Raw genomic sequence first — 18328 nt, 5'->3', positions numbered from 1 at the left:
AAGGCACTCATGCGTGAGATGAACGAGGACGCGTCGGCATACGCCGGTCAGCGGGCGACGGCGGAGTCGATCGAGCGCGGCGGAGGCGGACTCGGCGTGAGCGACCTGCTGGCGAAGGTCATGCCGGCCGAGGTGCCCGCGCCCTCCGCCACAGCCGCGGACGGGCCGCCCGACACGGCTCCGTCCCCGTCCCCGTCCCCGGACGTCGACGTGCTGGCCGCCGCCATCGCCGCAGCGGCCGGCCGCCATCTGCCCGACGGACACCTCTCACCCGACACCGACTTCTTCGACGCCGGCGGCAGTTCCGTGAACGCGGTGGAACTCGTGGCGGAGCTGGAGGAGGAACTGGGCATCGAGGTCGACCTGGACGAGGTGTTCGCCGACGCCCGCCCCAGCAGCCTCGCCCACAGCTGGGCGCGTATCCCCGGGATCAGGGCCGCCTCCCTGACGGCCATCGCGGTCGCACGACCGGCGGCCGCGAGGACCGCGACCACTCCCGCCCCGCGCGCCCTGCCCGTCCCATCCCCGCGCAAGCCACCGTCCCCGGCCGCACCGTCCGCCGAGCGCACGCACGCGCCGCACACCACCGCCCGCCGCGAAGACCTCGACCAGATCCTCGCCGACCTCGCCCTCGCCGACCGCCTCCCCTTCATCGCCGCACCCGAGCCCCTGCCGCCCCGCCGGATCCTGCTCACCGGCGCGACCGGCTTCCTCGGCAGTCACATGCTCCTGGACCTGCTGCGCCACAGCGACGCCCATGTGTACTGCCTGGTGCGATCCGCCGACGACGAAGCGGCCGATGCCCGGCTCGGCGAGGCCCTGCGCAGCTACCGGCTGCCCTGGTCGTCGGAGGTCCGCCGCCGCATCACCGTGCTGCCCGGCGACATCCGCCGCCCGCGCCTGGGCCTGAGCGAGGAACTGTGGAACCGGCTCGCCCACGAACTGGACAGCATCGTCGGCGTGGCCGCGGCCGTGGACTTCCTGCGCGGCTATCAGTCACTGCGCGCGAGCAACGTCCTGGGCACCCTCGCCCTGGCCGAACTGGCGGCGGCCGGGCGCCCCAAACCCCTGCACCACATCTCCTCCATCGCCGTCTTCAACGAGGTCGGCATCACCTCCATGGGCGAGGACGACCCCCTGGCGCACGCCGACCGCCTCATCGCGGGCTACGACCAGACGAAATGGGCCGCGGAGGTCGCGCTGCGCCGCGCCCGCGACCACGGCCTGATCGTCACCGCGCTGCGCCCGGGCGGCATCGGCGGCCACACCAAGACCGGCGCCTACAACCCCCAGGACCTCTCCAGCGGCCTCGTCTCGGCCTTCGGCCGCTTCCGCACCGTTCCCGCCTTCCGCTACCTCAACTCCGCCCCGGTGGACTGGGTCAGCCGGGTCGCGGTCGGCGTCATCTGCGAACCCGACGCCTGGGGCTACGACTACAACCTGACCGGCGTACCCAACACGCTCGACGACGTCGTACAGGACATGGCCCTGGGCGGCATGCACGTGCGCGTCAAGGACTGGGACGAGTGGCGCACCGACACTCTGGCCCGCCTGCAGGCCGAACCGATACCCGAACTGACCTTCCTGTCCCGGGTGTTGCAGAGCCCCACCGCGCTGAAGCTGTGCGAGGCGACACTGAAGGGACCGGCGGCCACCGGCGAACGCACCGCCCACCTCGTCGAGGCCCTCGGCCTGCCACCCGCCTCACGCTACGACGCCCGCGCACAGCTGAAGACCTTCGAGCGACTGGCGGGCGACGGCCTGGCCCGCCTGCCGCACAAGGACGACCAGCCCTACCTCTGGTTCACCGAGACCACCGAAGGGCAGGTCGGCCCGGTCGGAGCCCCCGCCGACACCCCCAGCTCGATGAACCTCACCCTCTCCATCGCGAGCATGCACCAGCTGGTCACCGAGCGCCGCATCGACGTACGCGGACAACTCGCCTGCCCGGCCGCACACCCCGACCCCCTCACCGTGGACCGCGGCGACGTGTGGATCCGCCCCGAGGACGGCATCCCCGAACGCCACGGCCTGACCCACCAACTCCTGCGCTACCGGCTGCTGTTGCGCGACGCGGACGGCGGCAGCTGGTGGCTGGAGGGCCGCAAGCACGCGCGCGCCCGCCGCGACGTCTGGCGCCAGACCCGCGCCCTGACCGTCGAGATCGGACGCGAGGGCGAACCCGCCTCCCTGACGGGCGAGTTGGTCGTGCCCGCGGACAGCTACGTACGCGACCAGATCGACGGCATCAAGGTCGACCCCCGATTGACCGGCCGGGAGAAGCGAGCCGCCAAGCTGACCTGGCTCGCCTGGTTCGGCCTCGAGATGGGCCGCGGGCTGCTCGGCCCCTTCACCCGGGCCGCCGCCGACCTCCTCGACCTGCGCCGGACCCAGAACCCCACGGAGCACAACCGATGATCTTCAAGACGACGAACCGCACCACCAGGCCGGCCCTCCGCAAGGTCAGAACCACCACGACCCTGCGCCCCCTGCACCACCGTCTCGACCCGCAGACCGTCGAGGAGATCCCCTTCCACGCGCCGGACGGCGTCCGGCTCGGCCTGACCCGCATCGACACCGGCGAGCCCGACCGCCCCGCCGTGCTCCTGCTCCACGGACACACGGCCTCCGCCGACATGTTCCTGCTGCCCGAGATCCGCAACCTCGTCGACGTCCTGCTCGACGACGGCTACGAGCCCTGGCTGCTGGACTGGCGCGGCAGCTGCCGGCTGCCGTACAACGCCACCGGCCAGAAATACACTTACGACGACGTCGCCCTGTACGACATCCCCGCGGCCGTCTCCCACATCCGCTCCCGCATCGGCGACGACCGCCCGCTGTTCGCCGTGGCCCACTGCATCGGCGCCCTCACCCTGTCGCTGAGCATGACGGCGGGCCTGGTCCCGGGCCTTGCGGGGGTGGTGGCGCAGGGAGTGTTCCTGACGCCGAAACTCGCCGGCCGCACCTCGCTGCGCATGTCCCTGGCCGGGGAACTGCTCAAGTCCCGCATCGACCACATCCCCGTCGACTTCCGCACGGTGGGCCTGTGGTCCAAGTACACGCCCCTGTTCGCCCTGGCCTCCCGCAAGGCGAGCTGCCCGGACCCCACCTGCCAGATCCTGCACCACTCGGCATGGGGCACCGGCGCCTCGCTCTTCGTCCACGAGCACCTGACCGAGACCACTCACAACCGGCTGGCCGAACTCCTCGGCCCCGCACCGCTGTGGATCCTGCCCCACCTGCGCCGCATCGAACTGGCCCGCACCGTGGTCCGCTGGCACGACACCGACCACCGCTACGCGGCCCTGCCCCCCAACGCCCTCGACGCGGCCGGCCGCATCGACACCCCCCTCCTGCTCCTGGCGGGCAGCGACAACGGCCTCTGGCTGGACTCCCAGCAGCTCTGCCACGACGTCCTCGCCCACCGCCACCCCCACCTGGACGTGACCTACACCGAGATCCCCGGCTACGGCCACCTGGACACATTCCTCGGCCGGGGCGCCGCCCTCGACGTCTTCGGGCACATCCTGGACTTCCTCGGCGATCGCCGGTGACGGGGGCCCCGGCGACCGCTACCGTACTCGCCAGTAACCGGATCGCATCCAGGAGGCACCCATGCCGCAGCTCGAAGTCGACGGCGCAGCGCTGACGTACGACGACGAGGGCCCCCGCGACGGTGAGGGCGTACCCCTGGTGTTCATCCACGGCTGGACGGCCAACCGGCACCGCTGGGACCACCAGATGGCGCACTTCGCCGAGCAGCGGCGGGTGATCCGCCTCGATCTGCGCGGCCACGGCGAGAGCAGCGGCGCGGGGGTGCGCACCGTCGCGGAACTGGCCGCCGACGTCCTTGCCCTCCTCGACCACCTCGAGGTCGAACGGGCCGTCCTCGTGGGCCACTCGATGGGCGGCATGATCGCGCAGACCATCACCCTCGACCACCCCGAGCGCGTCGAGCGCCTCGTACTGGTCGACTCCATCGCCCGCATGACCTACAGCCGCGGCAGGGGCCTGCTGATGGCGGCCTCGACACTCGTCCCCTACAAGCTGTTCGTCGCCACCAACATCCAGCGCGCCTTCGCCCCCGGCTACCCCCGCGAGGAGGTCCGCGCCTGCATCAAGGCCTCCGCCGCCACCCCGCGCGAGGTCGTCATGACGCTCTACGGCGCCATGCGCGCCTTCGACGTCCTGGACCGCGTCGGCGAGATCCGCGTACCCACCCTCATGATCCACGGCTACCACGACATCCAGCTGCCGTTGCAGCAGATGCTGCGCATGGCCAAGGCCTACCCGGACGCCGAGGTCCGCATCATCGACGCCGGCCACGAACTGCCGGTGGAGAAACCGGCAGAACTGACCACGGCCCTCGACCGGTTCCTGATCCCCGCCCGCGGGTGAGGTGATCAGCGGGCCGGCCTGGCCCTGACACCGCCGACCGCCGCGGCCGGCAGACGACCGCTGCCCAGCAGCAGACCCGCCACCACCTGCACGGCCCCGTTGAGCCGTACGACCGGCTCGGTGCGGTGTGGCAGGGAACCGCCCCGCTCGGTGACCGGCTGGACGACGGGCTCGTCACCGGACCGGAAGCGGGCATGTCTCTCCAGAGCCCCCGAGCGCACCCCTGGCGGGTCAGCTTGATCCTTAAAGTCTGGCCTGGTCTCGTTCGTAGAGGGTGCTCGGGCGTTTGACGGTTTTGCCCACGTCGTGACGGGTGGCGGGGTGCCGGTTCTTGGAGCCGGGCGGGCGTCCGGGGCCGGGACGGCCAGGTTTGGGCACGCGGGCCGGACAAGCCAGGTGAGGTCGGAGGTGTCGGAACCCGCGCCGGACGCGTGTCGGGGTGAGAGCGACGCCGATACGGGTGGTCTTCTCCCAGGGCTTGCGCCGGTCGGTGGCGAGCGGGGCAGCGAGACGGAGTTGGGTGTGCGCGACGATCACGAGCCAGGTCCAACGGTCCGCCGCCTCCGGCTCACGTAGCCGCGGCCGGGTCCAGCCCAGGGACTGCTTGAACGGGCGAAACGTGTGCTCCAAATCGAATCTTCGCAGGTAGCACGACCAGACGAAGTCGACGTCAGCCGGGTCGGCGCCGGTGGCCGAGGACCACAGCCAGACCGGTGGCGCGTCGCGGTCGCCGGGCAAGTGTTCGACCTTGAGCCGGATCAATGTGCCCTCGATGATGGGTAGTTCACCGTCGTGGTCGATCCAGGCGGAACGCTGCTGAAGTTCCGGGTGGAGCCGGTCCCATGCCCGGGCCTCGGCCTTGCCATAGCGGGGCGTGTCGTTCACCGTCACCACCGACGGCTCCGCGCAGGTCTGCGGCCTGGCGAGGCTGAACTCCTTGCTGTGCTTGGGCGGCCGGCCACCCTTGGGCTGGTAGACGCGGGGTGGAGCGGGCAGCCGCAGGGCGCGGTCCGAGCGCAGGCGTCCGACCAGCTCGACGGGAAGGTCCCGCAGCAGCCAGGCCAGGTGCATCACGTCGTAACCGGCGTCCATCACGATCAGCATGTCCTGGTCCCCAGGCCGCCACTGCCCGGCCGCGATCAGCCGCTCGGTCACCCGCCGGAGCTGGCCGGCCGTGACGGCCGCTGCGTCGTCGGCGGGCCCCAGGGGGACCGCGTCCAACACCGCGGTCCACGAGGTGCGGTCTGGCGTCAGCGCGGCCACGAAGGAGTACGGCCATCCCGGAATGATCTGCGCAGCGGCCTTGGAACGGCCGTGAACGTGGCAGAACAGCCGCTCCGGCGAGCACGCAGCGTCCGAGCGCAGCCACGGGGAGACGTCCACGCCGAGCACGATCCGCCCACCGAAACGCGGCAGTGGCAGCGAAACCAGCAGGTCACGCAGCCGGTTCACGTCCAGGCAGCCGTGGTTGAGCGCGCCGTACAGCGAGCCATAGCCGCGCCGGTGCTCGGCGGTCAGCGACAGCTCCACCGGCGTCCTCACCGGCCCATCCGCACACAACAGCGCGTCCGTGAGCTCGAAGAACGCGTCCGCCCGCGCAGACAGACACCCATAGAAGGCCGTCCGAAAGCGTGACAGTTCCGCGAATGCATCCCGCTCGACGGCCTGTGTCAGCACACTCATCACACGGCCTTCCTTGTGAACTCCCGTACCTCGTCGCAGAGTTCAGGATCACGGGGAAGGCCGCTCGCATACCCTGCGAACACTAGGTCCAGGTCCCGGTCACCGCCCAGGAGAAGGTCGCGGCGATCCGTGAGCTGGCGCGCGATGACGAGGCGGTGGCGGCGCAGGTGGCCACCGACTTGCTGCGCCGGCCGGAGGTGGCGTTCAAGGCCATGCGCGATGCCGAGGTCCGGGAGAACGTGAACGAGGTCCAGCTCGAGCAGGCCGGGCTCGACGACGACGAGTTCGACGAGGAGTACGAGGAAGCCTTCGGCGAACAGGGCGAGCCGTTCGACGACCCGGCCCGCATCGTCCACAGTTGGCGGAAGTCGATGGAGTTCTCCGACCTGATCGCCATCTGCCAAGGGTTCATCGCCGGGGCCGCCCGGCTGGTCCCGAAGCTGCGCGGACACGAGTTCACCGACACGCAGACGAAGGTGTTGGAAAACAACTTGGAGAAGATCCGCGCGACGGCCGACTGGATCGAGACCGCGGCCGCAACCGGTCAGGTTGATCTGGACGAACAGCTCGCCCAGCTGCTGCGGGGCCAGTAGTCATGGGGGCGGGGCTGCCCGCCCACGTCCACGGTCAAGCGGTACGCAAGGCTCTGCAGGCGGCGCGGCCGGCTGGGCTGACGCTTCCCCAGTTGTGCCGAGCGACCAAGCGCACGCCGCAGGTCTGGGCGGGTTTGAGGTTCCTGCGGAAGGTCGCGGTCAAGGAAGGACTCCCGCCGGTGACCTACAGCAGACGGAACGGCTTTCAGATGTCGGAGGAGAGCGAGGTCTGGATCTCCTACGAGCGGGCGATCTTCCAGGCGGAACTGCACCGGGTCACCAACTTCATCACGGGGATCATCGCTCCGCACGCCAAGAAGGCCCCGGACGACGAATGGATCTGCCTGGTCCTGGACCAGCTCGGCGGCGTCAAAGCCACCCTGGAAGTCCTCACACGCATGGAACGCTGATGAACGAGACCCGACCGCCGGCCGTGCGCGAGCGGTGCTACCCGAGTGACACCATGGACGCCGAATGGGCCGTCCTCGAACCTTTGCTGCCCGTCCCGGCCTGCGAGTTGCCCACGGGCGGACGCCCGGAGAAGCATCCGCCCCGCAACGTCGTGGATGCCATACGGTATGTCAACGACAATGGGTGCAAGTGGCGGGCCGTTCCAGTCGACTTCGGGATCCCTTGGCGCACGGTCTATGGCTTTTTTCAAAGGTGGCGGGTGAGCGGGGACCTGGCCCGCATCCATGCTGAGCTGCACGAGCAAGTCCGTGTTCACGACGGCCTCAATGCCCGCACAGTGGCAGTGATCCTGGACTCCCAGTCCGTCAAGGGCGCGGAGACGGTGGGCCAGGCCTCCCGTGGCTTCGACGGCGGGAAGCTGATCAACGGGCGGAAGCGGCATCTGGCGGTCGACATGCGCGGCATGGCTCTGGCCGTCATGGTCACCAAGGCCTCGCCGCACGACAGTCTCCCTGCCCGCGACCAGCTGTTCCGCCTGCGCCTGCCCCATCCCGAACTCGCCGTCGCCTGGGCGGACTCCGCCTACGGCGGAACCCTCGTCGACTGGTCCCACACCTTCCTCGGCATCACCCTCAAGACGGTGCCCCGCCGCAAAGACCAGGACGGCTTCGCCGTCCTCGCTAAGAGATGGCGTGTCGAGCGGGCCATCTCGTGGATCATGAGAGCACGCAGAAACGTGCGCGACTACGAGCGGCTCGTCTCCCACAGCGAGGCCCACATCGCCTGGACCTTCATCACCCTCATGGTCCGCCGCCTTCCCCGCCCTCCCCGACCACCGCGCACGTCACCGCACCCCGTCGAGCCAGTGGAAGCGGCCGTCAAGCCCAAGCCCATACGCCTCCGGATGCAAGAGCAACAGACGATCCGGCTGTCCCCCACCACCTTGCGCTGATCTCGGACGTTCCCGACACCCTGGCGCACGCGCTTCCCGCCGCCCTGCCCGACACCGGTCGCGTCGGACAGGCGAAACTGCAGCAGCTAGAGATCTATAACGGTGCGGGTTAACGTCGGGTCGTGACGGCTGTCGTGGGCCGCGCTACGCCGGGAGGATGAGGTATCCCGACGGCGGTGGACTGGCGGCCGAGGAGCGGTCTCGGCGTGAGCAAGTCCGGCTCGCAGCCGCCGATCTGATCGAGGCCGGGGCCAGTGACCGGGAGGTAGCCCGACGGTTCAGGGTGACCCGGATGTCGGCGAACCGGTGGCGGCGGGCGTTGGCTGCGGGCGGTCGGCAGGCTCTGGTCTCCAAGGGCCCCGGCGGTCCCCGCTGCAAGCTCGATGCGGAACAACTCCGTCATCTGGAAGTCGTGTTGGACGCCGGCCCGGCCGCTGGTCCGACCAGTGCTGGACGTTGGCCAGGATCGCTGAGATCGTGCGCCGCCGGTTCGGCGTCGAGTACACCCTGGCCGGGTTGGACCTGCTGCTGCACCGAATCGGCTGGAGCGTGCAGGTCCCGTCCCGCAAGGCCACCGAGCGGGACGAGGCGAAGATCGCCGCCTGGAAGGACGAGCAGTGGCCCGTCATAAAAAGAGGGCGGCGGACTTGGGCGCCTGGGTCTGCTTCGAGGACGAAGCCGGCCAGGGCCTGAGGCCGCCCAAGGGCCGCACTTGGGCCCGCCGTGGCCACACCCCGGTCGTGCGGGTCACCGCCCAGGGCACCAAACGAGTGTCCATGGCGGCGCTGATCTGTACCAAGCCCGGCCACCGGCCGCGGCTGATCTACCGCGTCCACCTTGACCGTGGTCCAGCCAAGGGCCGTCGCAAGGGCTTCACCGAGAGCGACTACGCCCGCCTGCTGGATGCCGCGCACCAGCAGCTCGGCGGCCCCGTCATTCTGGTCTGGGACAATCTGAACACGCACGTCAGCCGCACCATGCGCGAGCTGATCGCCGCCCGGTTATGGCTGACCGTCTACCAGCTGCCGCCGTACGCTCCCGAGCTCAACCCGGTCGAGGGCGTGTGGTTGCACCTGAAGAGATCGCTGGCCAACCTCACAAAACACAGCCTCGACCAGCTCACCGCGTTGGTGAAGACACGGCTGAAACGGATGCAGTACCGCCCCCGCCTCATCGAGGGCCTCATCGCCAAAACCGGGCTCGGCCTCCAACCTCCGCCACCTCAGCCGTGAAAGATCTTCTAAAGGGTGCTAGGGGGCAGCAGGCGCGGGGCGCGGATGCCGAGGATCCCGAAGACCTCGTCCTTCGCCGGACCTCGAAGCTGCGCCATGAAGGCGGGGTCCACACGGCCGGTCCTGGCCCAGATCCCGCCGAGGGATTCGGCACAATGCTGGGCCAGCACGCTGGTGAAGTCCTCGGCCCGAATGATCCGGATCAGGCACGTCTCGACGAGCGGGCCGGAGAAGTCCTCCAGGTCCATCGCAGCGTCGTACTTCTCGTCCTCGCGCGCCGCGGGGTCGTCGAGGATTCCGACGAGCAGAGCCGCACGTTCCTCAGGCGAGATCTCCGCCCGGCTCATGGCCGCATCCTGGGGTGCGGTCACCGCCCGGCTCTCCAGCAAGGTCTCATCCGCGGTGCGGGGCCGCCCCTTTCTGAACAGCCCCTCCAGCCAAGTCCTCATCTACAACAGATCCTCGATCCCGTCCACAATGCCCTCGCCGATGCGGTGCCGACCACGCCACATCCCAAGACCCCGTCGACCACGGGCCCGACAGACCCGAGATCCGCCCGAACGCGCCACCGTAACCCACGCCCGCGAGGCCGCCCGCCGGGCTGACACCGTCGTGGAGGCTGTCTGGGTCCGCTTGGTGCGGCCGTCACATCGTAGACGTCGTAGGCGACGGTCGCAGCGATCAGCAGCCTGCCGCCGATCTTGACGGTCGACCTTGCCAGACCGATGGCTCCGCGCGGCGCCCACGGCCTGTCCAAGGGGATGTGCTCCTTGGTAACCCCAGCCGTTAAAGATCTCTAGTCGTCTCCGAGGGGTGCGATACGAATGACTTCCGCCAGCTGCCGAGCATCCCGTTCACTTCCGCGGCCCATTCCGATCTTGAGCGGCCCTACCGGTTATCCAGGTGCTGGTGGGAGGTTCCAGGTTGCTTGAGAGCCTGGTAGTGGTTCGCTAGGGCGTGGAACGCTTCCTTCGGTTCCCAGGGCATGTCGGGGTACGTACGCGAGTCCGCTGGGTAGTCGCTGTGTTCGTCGAGGATCTTGACGATGCCGTAGGAGGCGAGGTCGGGGTCCGGGCCGGACAGACGGTGGGGGGTGCCGTAGCCGGCGAAGCTGAACCAGAAGACGGAGTCGACGCCTTCGTCTTCGAAGATGGGCATGAGGTTGTCGAGGTAGCGGACCTGCTCGCTCTCGTCGCGCACCAGGTCTGGCTTGGGGGTGACACCGTCCGGCTCCATGGCCACGTACCAGCCTGAGCCGCCGTAGTCACCCGCCCCGTGGAAGGTGCAGCAGCCGACTTCCATGATGGCGACCGGCTTGCCGTGGGTGAATTCTTTGCGCAGGTCGTCGCGGTAGGTGGCGGCGTTGCGCAGGCCCCGGAAGGCGTCCAGGCCGACGATGTCGAACGGGCTCCAGTCCACGCCGTCCAGGGGGCACGACGCGTAACTGACCGGTCCGCCGAAGAGCGGGCGGACGGTTCGGACGACCTCGCCGAGGAAGGCGTTGACCTTCTCGGGGAGGGGCCGGAGCGCGGCCTCGCGGTCGGGGCCGGCCAGCACCGGGATGCGCTCGTTGAAGGTGTCGCCGGGCAGGTACCCGCGGGCGAACAGGCTCAGTTCGCAGCCGGTGACCAGAACGACGTCGGTGCCGTCCTGGCGCAGTCGTTCGGCTCGCTCGGCGCAGTCGGCGAAGTACGGAAGCATCTGTTCGTCGGTCATCTCGCACGGGAACGGCGAGAACCAGACCTCCAGCCCAGCGGCCGCCGCATGCCGTGCGGTGGTCTCGATCCGCTCCGGGTCACCGCCCGTGATGCGGATCGCGGTGCAGTGCAGATCGTCGGCGATGACCCGTATGTCCCGCGCGACGACGTCGGCGTCGAAGACGGGGCGGGAGGTGTCGCCGTTGGGAAAGGTGCCGGTGTCGTAGTGGATGCCTTTGCTTCGCATGCCTTGCGCCTCCGATAACAATCCGCGTGTTGCCTACAGCGAGATCGTCAAGTCTCCAGCGGCGTCAGAGTCAAGCCGGGATGATGCTCAGCCGTTTGGAGCCGACGGGATCAAGCCCTCGCCTAGCGTGCGGCGGCACCGCACTACAGCCCACCAGTTACGGAACGTCACTGATCGCCGGATCTGACACAGCTTCTCAACTTGTCTCTTAACCTCTGAGGCTGTCGCGCTCGATGACGCTCTCGGGTCGTCTGGTCGTCTTCCCGACGTCATAGCGGGGTGCAGGGCGGCGATTCTTGGAGCCAAGCGGCCTTCCAGGTCCGGGTGTTGATGGTTTCGGTGCACGGGCCGGACAGGCCAGGTGCGGGCGGAGGTTCCGAAACCCTCGGCGGACCCGGGCCGGGGTGAGTCGTGCGGGCTCAGCTGGCCTCTCCCAGGGCCGGCGGAGATCCGCCGCGGCTTCGCGGCTGAGCCGGAGTTGGGTGTAGGCGGCGATCACGAGCCACGTCCAGCGGTCGCCAGCCTCGGGGGTGCGGAGCTTCGGCCGGGTCCATCCGAGGGTCTGCTTCATCAGTCGGAAGGTGTGCTCCAGATCGAATCTCCTCAGGAATGCCTGCCAGCGCACATCGATGCCCTCGCCGGTCAGGCCAGTGGCAGAGGACCACAATCAGACAGGGAGTGGGTCCCCGCCACCGGGCAGGCGATCGACCTGGAGGCGGATCAAGGTGCCCTCGATGATGGGAAGTTCACCGGTGTGGTCGATCCAGGCGGAGCGAGTGGTCAGCCGGGGGTGGATTCGGTCCCAGGCCATTGCTCGGGCGGTGCCGTACCGGTCGGTGACCTGTGTCGTTGCAGCGTCGGGTTCGCCCCAGGTCTCCGGCTTGGCGAAGCGGAACTCCTTGCCGTGTTTCGGCGGCCGTCCGCCCTGCGGCGGGGAGATCCAGCGCACCGGGACCGGCTTGCGCATCACCCGGTCCGTGCGCATTCGTCCAAGGACCTCCACCGGCAGCCCGGCCAGGAGGTGCGCCATGCGCGGGGCGTCGTAGCCGGCGTCGAACACGACCAGGATGTCGCGGTCGCCGACGTGCCACCGGCCCATCTCGATCAGGTCCACGACCACCCGGCGGACCTGGGCGGCAGTGACCTCGGCGACGTCGTCGTCCGGACCGAGGCGGACGGCGTCCAGGAGCTGACACCAGGACGTCCGGCCAGATTCCAGGGCGGCGACGAACGAGTAGGGCCAGCCGGGTATGAACTGGTCCGAGGACCGGCCGCTGCGGCCGTAGACGTGGCAGAACAGGCGGTCGGCGCTGGTGGGTCCGTCCGGGCGGAGCCAGTGGCTGATGTCGACCGCGAGGACCAGGCGGCCGTCGGCGGCCTGCGGCATGGGCAGGCCGGCCAGCACCTGGCGCAGCCGGGGCACGTCGACGTTCCCGCGGTTCAGCGCGTCGTACATGGCACCGTGCCCACGCCGATGTTCAGCCACCAGCGTCAGGGTCCACCGGCGCCGTCACCGGCCCGTCCGCGCACAGCAACGCGTCCACCAGCTAGAACAGTTCGTCCCCGCGTGAGGTCAGGCAGTCGAATAGGTCGTCCCGGTAGCGTGACGCCACCAGGAACGGCTCTCCCTCTACATCTTGATGCAAACCCACCCCGCGGCCTTCGCCTGTCCTGCGTCTCTGCGCCGGAGTTCAGCATCAAGCGACGGCCGCCGCGCTGTCGCGCAGATCCGGTTTTGAGATCAAGTTCGAGGGAGCGTTCGAGCGGTCGAGTCCGCGAGCTGGGTGTGGAGGCGCTACTCGGCCCGCCACCAGCCCTGTCCGACATGCCAGTCCCTCACCCAGTGCAGGAAATCGCCCCCCGGCTGATCGGACGGGCGGTCGACATAGGGTGCGGCGCATCCGTCTCTGAGCCACCACACCCGGCCGCGTTGCGGCCCGGTCACCACTAGCGTCCAGTACTCACCGGGTCTGTCGCTGCCCAGCAGCACGGAGCCGTGCTGGTAGGTCTGGTGCAACAGAGACGAGTGGCGGGTGTGGTCGTAATAGTCGTACTCCCACTGCCACTCCTCCTCAAGAGGGAAGGGCTGGCCGGGCACGCGTACGGCGGCGCCATCGAACGGCTCCGGGCTCATCCAGCAGTCCGCTTCCCAGACGGCCCAGCTGTCCGGTTTCTCTCCCAGGGGCAGCAGACCACCTTCGTCAGGCGGACCATCGTCGGTACCGTTCGCGATCTCGGTCACGAAAGTGCGATACGGCTCCGGCAACACCACCCCGTGCCTGCGCTCCCACACCCGAAGCTCTTCCCTGTCCAAAGGCCGGTGACGGACCTCTGCCGGAAAGGCTTCACGCAGGACGGCTATCGCACCCGAAATCGTATCCTCCACGTCCTACAGGTATCACCGGGCACTGACACTCTGGCCTCGGACCACTGCACGCAGCGGGTTAAAAGACAAGCTCAACTTGAGATTTAACCTTCGGGGTTCGAACGCACGGTGAGAAGACCCGTGTGCCTTTGGGCGCGCGGCCGCTGCGCATTGCCTTCGCCGGTGCATGGGGGTTTCGGCACACAGGCCGACACGAGGGCCGTCCAGCCGATGTGCGGAAGCCTCCCCGGTGGGGCGGGCCTGCCCATCAGGATGTCAGCTTCCTGGACTGCCGCCAGCACCGGTACCGCACCCGGCACGACCGCACGAAGGGCGGCCCCATCCGACGGCGCGCACGAACGGCAGACTGAAAAATCACGCCGGCCGGCCCGACTGGATCAAAGTCAATACTCAAGCTGAGCCTTTCCTCTGACCCACGGGTCAAGGCTTAGCGTCCGGCCATGAATGCGACTCATCGCCTTGTACGCCTGGTCCGCCGCCCCGCTGGATTGCCGACCCCGGACGACTTCACCCTGGCACAGGCCCCCATTCCCCGTCCCGAGGCCGGCCAGGTGCTCGTCCGCAACACCCATTTCCTCGTCTTCCCGGGCCTGCGCACTCTCATCGGAGGCGAGACCCGCGATGTCCCGCTGCCGCCGCTGCACCCCGGCGACACCCTGTTCGGCCCCGCGATCGGCGAGGTGATCGATGGGCCGCTGGAGAAGGGGCAGCCGGTGCTGCACCTTCAGGGCTGGCGGGACTACGCGACGCCCGCCGCTGCCGAGTGCAGGCCGCTGGACGGCACCCTGCCCGACCCGGTGGCCCACCTCGCCCAGGGCTCCGCAGCGTACGGCGCGCTGACCCGGCTGGCCGAGGTCCAAGAGGGCGACACCGTGTTCGTGACCGGCGCCGCCGGCGCTGTGGGCACCCTGGCGGGCCAGATCGCCCGGCTGTTGGGTGCCGCCCGGGTGGTAGGCAGCACCGGCTCACCGGACAAGGCTCGGCGGCTGGAGCGGGAACTCGGCTACGACGCCACCGTGCTGCGCGAAGCGGCCCCGATCGACATGCAACTCGCCGAGGCAGCACCGGACGGCATCGACGTCGTCCTGGACACCGTGGGCGGCGAACAGCTGACGGCCGCCGTCCATGCAGCGAACCGGGGCGCCCGGTTCGCCCTGGTGGGCGCGCTGGACGGTCAGCTGTCCCCAGACCGAGCGGGCGGCAGCGCGCCGACTGTGCTCGACACGTACCGGTTGCTGACCAAGGGCATCACGATCGCCGGCTACAGCGGCGTGGACCACCCGGATGTCGGGGCGGAGTGGGAGGCCCGGTTCGGGGACTGGCTGCGGGCGGGCGAAATCCGTTTCCCATACACCTCGGTCCGCGGAATGGAGCGCGCCCCGGGGGCGTTGCCCCAACTGATCGCCGGCCGCTCCTTCGGGGCGGCAATCGTGGAGCTGTAGGACAGGGCGGAGCGGGCATGCGGATCGGTGAGGCAGCGGCAGCAGCCGGCACCACACCGCGCGCTCTGCGCCTGTACGAGGCCCGCGGCCTGCTCCAGCCCCCGCCACGTACCCCGTCCGGCCAACGTGAGTACGGCCCCGCCGAGGTGGCGCGCGTCCGCGTCATCCGCAACCTTCTGGCTCTGGGCCTCACCCTGGAGGACCTCCGCCGTCGCGCCCACCGCCTGGACCTCCTCGTCCAGGACCCGTCGGCATCCTGTGGCAGCCGCCCCGGCGAGTTCAACGACGTCGTGGCCGATCGCCTGGCCACCCTGGACGCGGAGATCGTACGCCTCACACACATACGGCAGGGCCTCGCCGCAGCCGCAGGCGCGCCGCAGAGTGAGCCGGGCTCGCCGACCGCCCGCAGCGGCAGCGTTCCCGCGCCTGAGCTTGAGTGTTGATCTCCGACCGGTCGGGCTGGCGCTCGTGGTCTTCAGTCTGCCTCGCATGCGCGACGTCGGATGCGGACGCCCTTCAAGGGCCATGCCGCCACGCGTTGGAACCCCGAAGGTCAAACTCAAGCTCAACGGTGTGGAATGCCGCCTTGTTGGAACTCGCCCAGATGACACGGACGTATCTGGCAGAGTTCGGGAGGCCGGTGTGGCAGACGCGGTGCACGAGGCGCTCGGACGGGTGGTCAAGGAGGTGGCCGTCCGCGCGGAGCGGCTGTGGGAGGTCGCCCTGGCCCTGCACGCCGATCCCGAGTACGCATTCGAAGAACACCGGGCGGCAAGGCTGTTGAGCGGCGAGCTCGAACGCGAGGGCTTCACCGTGCGGCGGGACGTCGCGGGACTGCCCACCGCCTTCGCCGCGCGGGCGGGAACCGTCCGGCGCCCGGCGGTGGCCCTCCTCCTGGAGTACGACGCCCTGCCCGGCCTCGGGCACGCGTGCGGCCACAACCTGATCGCCGCGGCCGGCCTCGGCGCCGCACTCGCGGCACGGGCCGCACTGGGGGAGGGCGCAGGAGCCGTATGGGCCGTGGGAACACCGGCGGAGGAGGGCGGCGGCGGCAAGGTCACCGAGACCGAGGCGGGCGTCTTCGACGACGTCGACGCCGCGCTGATGTTCCATCCCGGGGTCCACAGCTGGCAATGGGCGCCGCTGACCGCCCAGACGCAGTACCGCATCGGCTTCCACGGCCGCGCCGCGCACCCCACCGGGAACCCCACCGAGGGCGTAGACGCCCTCGCGGCCCTCATCCAGCTGTTCAACGCTCTCGCCGCCGTCGGCCGGCGCCTCCCGGAGGGCTCGCACGTCCAGGGCATCGTCACCGACGGCGGCCTGGCGACGAACATCGTCCCCGAGTACGCGGAAGGCCTGTTCGGCCTGCGCGCCGCGACGACCACCGCTCTGGAGGACCTGGCAGGGGAAGTGCTGACCTGCGCACACGGCGTGGCCCGCGCCATGGGCACGGCGGTCACGTTCGGGCGGGCCACGCCGCGTTACGAGCACTTCCGCGACAGCGGGGCCCTGTCCGCACGCTTCGCCCGCCACCTGGCCCGCGCGGGCATCGACCTCACACCGCCGGCGCCCGGCGTGTACCTGGGCTCCTCCGACATCGGCAACGTCAGTGGACGCGTGCCCGCGATCCACCCCTACGTCGCGATCATGGAACCCGACGGCTGCGACCACACCCCCGAGTTCGCGGCCGCGGCAGCCTCCCATCGCGGCCGCAACGTGATGCTGGCGGCGACCGAGGCACTGGCCTGCACGGCGGTGGAACTGCTGCTGTCCGCACAGCTGCGAGAGCAGGCGTGGCGCGAGCACGGGAGCAGAGTCCCCGTCGCGGCCCGGCGACAACCCGTCATCCCGTCAGGGTGTTGAGGAGGTCCTCTCGTGCGGGGCCGGCCGGCATCTGCTGCTCGACCTCGGGGACGAGGCGGGACACGGCGTCGTCGATGCCCGGAGCACGCAGCGCCTGCTGAGCGCCGGGAAGGAGATGGGCCGCGGCCCGCTCGGCCCGCAGGGCGTCCGGGTCGCGCTGGGCCAGCAGCGCCAGTGCCCTGACGCGGCTCCAGTCGGGGTGCCGGTAGGGGAGGCCGGCCGCGTGGGCGTCCATCTCGGCCAGGCGGTGGCGGGTGTAGGCGGTGGTCTGCCGGTAGACCCGTGCGAGGCCGTCGTTGGTCGCCTTGCCGAACGCGGTCACCAGATCGACGGGTTCGCCGCTCCCCGTCTGCCGCAGGGCGTCGCGCAGCGCCAGGCCGTGCTGCAGGCTCATTGCCAGCCCGCGACCCACCGTCGGAACCGTGACGGCCCAGGCGTCACCGATCGCCACCACCCCCGTGACGAGAGCGCGCGGGGTGTCGTAGAGGTTTCTCTTCCGGTCGGTGAGACCGGCCATGATCTGGATGCCGTCGGTCACCGGCTGCCCGTCGAGCCAGGGATCCGCGCCGGGAAACAGGCGTACGGCGGCGGACCAGGTGCGCTCGTGGCGGAGCAGACGACGCAGTTCATGGTCGTCGCTGCGGCTGATGAGGCAGAGCGAATAGGTGCCGTGGTCGGCCGGAATGCGCAGCAGACCGAGCGATCCGTGCTCCACCACCAGGGGGAAGGTGTCGGTCGGCAGGGTGCCGTCGGCCGAGCGGAAGTAGCGGCTGTAGTAGGTGAATCCGCGCCCGCCGGATTCCTCGGCTGCCTCCCGCAGGCCGATGTTCCGCAGCCAGGCGGGGAGTTGAGAGCGCCGCCCGGTGCAGTCGACGACCAGATCGGCCGTCAGCGTGCCCTCGCTCGTGTCCACCCCGTTGACGTGCACCGGGCGGGACCGGGAGCCGCCGGGCAGCTGCCCGCTGCGCGGGCTGTGCAGTCCTCGGCAGACGATGCTCCGCCGGATGCGGATGCCGGCCGCCTCGGCGGCGCGGGTGGCGACCGATTCGAGGAGCGAGCGCCGGGCGGCGAGGGTGTCGAACCGCTCGTCGCCGGCGCGCAGCGCACCCCGTAGGCCCGGTTCGGGCGCCAGGACGTTCATCCGGACGGCCCCGGCCGCCGTCAACTGCCCCACCAGGCCCGCCAGATGGGCCTCGGCCAGCTGAAGCCAGCGAGCCAGCGGGAGATGGGTGAGCCGCAACTGCGGGATCCCGGGACGCCGCCATCGCGACCAGGCCGATTCCGCGTCCGCCGGCGCCGGATCCGCATCGCGCTCCAGGACCGTCACGTCGTGACCGTCCTCGGCGAGCAGCAGGGCCGTCTGCAGGCCGCCGAGAGCAGCACCGAGTACGAGGATGGTCGCCATGCTGTACACCTTCCCC

Annotated in this window: 16 protein-coding genes and 3 pseudogenes; 12 read left to right on the top strand and 7 right to left on the bottom strand. The window is 70.0% G+C overall.

Features of this window, described 5'->3' with window-relative positions; genetic code table 11:
• The first annotated feature begins 9 nt into the window (after positions 1-9).
• From ACFY10_RS46540 to ACFY10_RS46530, 3 genes are all read left to right on the top strand, one after another.
• Positions 10-2418, top strand: coding sequence for a thioester reductase domain-containing protein (locus ACFY10_RS46540; RefSeq protein ID WP_390671445.1), 2409 nt, complete (start codon positions 10-12; stop codon positions 2416-2418).
• Positions 2415-3554, top strand: a complete 1140-nt coding sequence (locus ACFY10_RS46535) for an alpha/beta hydrolase (RefSeq protein WP_390671444.1) — start codon at positions 2415-2417, stop codon at positions 3552-3554. The genes ACFY10_RS46540 and ACFY10_RS46535 overlap by 4 nt, the downstream gene beginning before the upstream one ends.
• Positions 3555-3615: 61 nt before the next feature.
• Positions 3616-4398: an alpha/beta fold hydrolase gene (locus ACFY10_RS46530; protein WP_390671443.1), complete on the top strand. Its 783-nt coding sequence runs from the start codon at positions 3616-3618 to the stop codon at positions 4396-4398.
• A 5-nt stretch (positions 4399-4403) separates the two neighbouring features.
• Here the strand turns inward: ACFY10_RS46530 and ACFY10_RS46525 are convergent, their stop codons facing one another.
• Positions 4404-4619, bottom strand: coding sequence for a hypothetical protein (locus tag ACFY10_RS46525; protein ID WP_390671442.1), 216 nt, complete (start codon positions 4617-4619; stop codon positions 4404-4406).
• 22 nt (positions 4620-4641) lie between these two features.
• Positions 4642-6081, bottom strand: coding sequence for an NF041680 family putative transposase (locus ACFY10_RS46520; protein WP_390671441.1), 1440 nt, complete (start codon positions 6079-6081; stop codon positions 4642-4644).
• Between the two features lie 107 nt (positions 6082-6188).
• On the opposite strand from ACFY10_RS46520, the pseudogene ACFY10_RS46515 reads away from it, so the two are divergent.
• The 6 genes and pseudogenes from ACFY10_RS46515 to ACFY10_RS46490 form a co-directional block, all read left to right on the top strand.
• A pseudogene (locus ACFY10_RS46515) lies at positions 6189-6674 on the top strand (DUF6192 family protein); the annotation flags it as partial.
• A gap of 179 nt (positions 6675-6853) precedes the next feature.
• Entirely contained in the window at positions 6854-7084 is a 231-nt protein-coding gene (locus ACFY10_RS46510) for a hypothetical protein (RefSeq protein ID WP_390671440.1), read from the top strand.
• Positions 7084-8037, top strand: coding sequence for an IS5 family transposase (locus tag ACFY10_RS46505; RefSeq protein WP_390671439.1), 954 nt, complete (start codon positions 7084-7086; stop codon positions 8035-8037). The genes ACFY10_RS46510 and ACFY10_RS46505 overlap by 1 nt, the downstream gene beginning before the upstream one ends.
• Before the next feature lie 157 nt (positions 8038-8194).
• Positions 8195-8323 (top strand): annotated as a pseudogene (locus ACFY10_RS46500) (transposase); the annotation flags it as partial.
• Positions 8324-8493: 170 nt separating this feature from the next.
• Positions 8494-8730: a winged helix-turn-helix domain-containing protein gene (locus ACFY10_RS46495; protein ID WP_390671438.1), complete on the top strand. Its 237-nt coding sequence runs from the start codon at positions 8494-8496 to the stop codon at positions 8728-8730.
• Positions 8685-9269 (top strand): transposase, encoded by a 585-nt coding sequence (locus ACFY10_RS46490; protein ID WP_390671437.1) that lies wholly within the window; start codon positions 8685-8687, stop codon positions 9267-9269. The genes ACFY10_RS46495 and ACFY10_RS46490 overlap by 46 nt, the downstream gene beginning before the upstream one ends.
• A gap of 8 nt (positions 9270-9277) precedes the next feature.
• Here ACFY10_RS46490 and ACFY10_RS46485 read toward each other — a convergent pair whose 3' ends face one another.
• The 4 genes and pseudogenes from ACFY10_RS46485 to ACFY10_RS46470 all read right to left on the bottom strand — a co-directional run bounded on the left by ACFY10_RS46485 (position 9278) and on the right by ACFY10_RS46470 (position 13599).
• On the bottom strand, positions 9278-9718 hold the full coding sequence (locus tag ACFY10_RS46485) for a hypothetical protein (protein WP_390671436.1): 441 nt from the start codon (positions 9716-9718) through the stop codon (positions 9278-9280).
• Positions 9719-10157: 439 nt separating this feature from the next.
• Positions 10158-11213: a hypothetical protein gene (locus ACFY10_RS46480; RefSeq protein ID WP_390671435.1), complete on the bottom strand. Its 1056-nt coding sequence runs from the start codon at positions 11211-11213 to the stop codon at positions 10158-10160.
• Between the two features lie 208 nt (positions 11214-11421).
• A pseudogene (locus ACFY10_RS46475) lies at positions 11422-12859 on the bottom strand (NF041680 family putative transposase).
• Between the two features lie 149 nt (positions 12860-13008).
• Positions 13009-13599, bottom strand: coding sequence for an SMI1/KNR4 family protein (locus ACFY10_RS46470; protein ID WP_390671434.1), 591 nt, complete (start codon positions 13597-13599; stop codon positions 13009-13011).
• A 440-nt stretch (positions 13600-14039) separates the two neighbouring features.
• On the opposite strand from ACFY10_RS46470, the gene ACFY10_RS46465 reads away from it, so the two are divergent.
• The 3 genes from ACFY10_RS46465 (at position 14040) to ACFY10_RS46455 (ending at position 16907) form a co-directional block, all read left to right on the top strand.
• Positions 14040-15041 carry an MDR family NADP-dependent oxidoreductase gene (locus ACFY10_RS46465; RefSeq protein WP_390671433.1) on the top strand — a complete coding sequence of 334 codons (1002 nt, stop codon included), beginning with the start codon at positions 14040-14042 and terminating at the stop codon, positions 15039-15041.
• A 17-nt stretch (positions 15042-15058) separates the two neighbouring features.
• Positions 15059-15484 carry a MerR family transcriptional regulator gene (locus ACFY10_RS46460; protein ID WP_390671432.1) on the top strand — a complete coding sequence of 142 codons (426 nt, stop codon included), beginning with the start codon at positions 15059-15061 and terminating at the stop codon, positions 15482-15484.
• Positions 15485-15683: 199 nt separating this feature from the next.
• Positions 15684-16907, top strand: coding sequence for an amidohydrolase (locus ACFY10_RS46455; RefSeq protein ID WP_390671431.1), 1224 nt, complete (start codon positions 15684-15686; stop codon positions 16905-16907).
• On the opposite strand, the gene ACFY10_RS46450 is transcribed toward ACFY10_RS46455, so the two are convergent.
• Positions 16888-18312, bottom strand: coding sequence for an FAD-dependent oxidoreductase (locus tag ACFY10_RS46450; RefSeq protein ID WP_390671430.1), 1425 nt, complete (start codon positions 18310-18312; stop codon positions 16888-16890). The two genes, ACFY10_RS46455 and ACFY10_RS46450, sit on opposite strands and share 20 nt — an antisense overlap.
• Positions 18313-18328 lie beyond the last annotated feature (16 nt).

This window comes from Streptomyces sp. NPDC001401 (genome assembly GCF_042895385.1).
Taxonomy (GTDB): domain Bacteria; phylum Actinomycetota; class Actinomycetes; order Streptomycetales; family Streptomycetaceae; genus Streptomyces.
The sequence above is the reverse complement of the archived record's forward strand: the minus strand, read 5'-3'. Positions and strand labels throughout refer to the sequence as shown.

Excerpts from the sequence above, each read along its gene's own strand:
- ACFY10_RS46530 (WP_390671443.1), top strand. The coding sequence starts at position 3,616 with ATGCCGCAGCTCGAAGTCGACGGCGCAGCGCTGACGTACGACGACGAG.
- ACFY10_RS46460 (WP_390671432.1), top strand. The coding sequence starts at position 15,059 with ATGCGGATCGGTGAGGCAGCGGCAGCAGCCGGCACCACACCGCGCGCT.
- ACFY10_RS46485 (WP_390671436.1), bottom strand. The coding sequence starts at position 9,718 with ATGAGGACTTGGCTGGAGGGGCTGTTCAGAAAGGGGCGGCCCCGCACC.
- ACFY10_RS46540 (WP_390671445.1), top strand. The coding sequence starts at position 10 with ATGCGTGAGATGAACGAGGACGCGTCGGCATACGCCGGTCAGCGGGCG.
- ACFY10_RS46535 (WP_390671444.1), top strand. The coding sequence starts at position 2,415 with ATGATCTTCAAGACGACGAACCGCACCACCAGGCCGGCCCTCCGCAAG.
- ACFY10_RS46505 (WP_390671439.1), top strand. The coding sequence starts at position 7,084 with ATGAACGAGACCCGACCGCCGGCCGTGCGCGAGCGGTGCTACCCGAGT.
- ACFY10_RS46480 (WP_390671435.1), bottom strand. The coding sequence starts at position 11,213 with ATGCGAAGCAAAGGCATCCACTACGACACCGGCACCTTTCCCAACGGC.
- ACFY10_RS46450 (WP_390671430.1), bottom strand. The coding sequence starts at position 18,312 with ATGGCGACCATCCTCGTACTCGGTGCTGCTCTCGGCGGCCTGCAGACG.
- ACFY10_RS46465 (WP_390671433.1), top strand. The coding sequence starts at position 14,040 with ATGAATGCGACTCATCGCCTTGTACGCCTGGTCCGCCGCCCCGCTGGA.
- ACFY10_RS46520 (WP_390671441.1), bottom strand. The coding sequence starts at position 6,081 with ATGAGTGTGCTGACACAGGCCGTCGAGCGGGATGCATTCGCGGAACTG.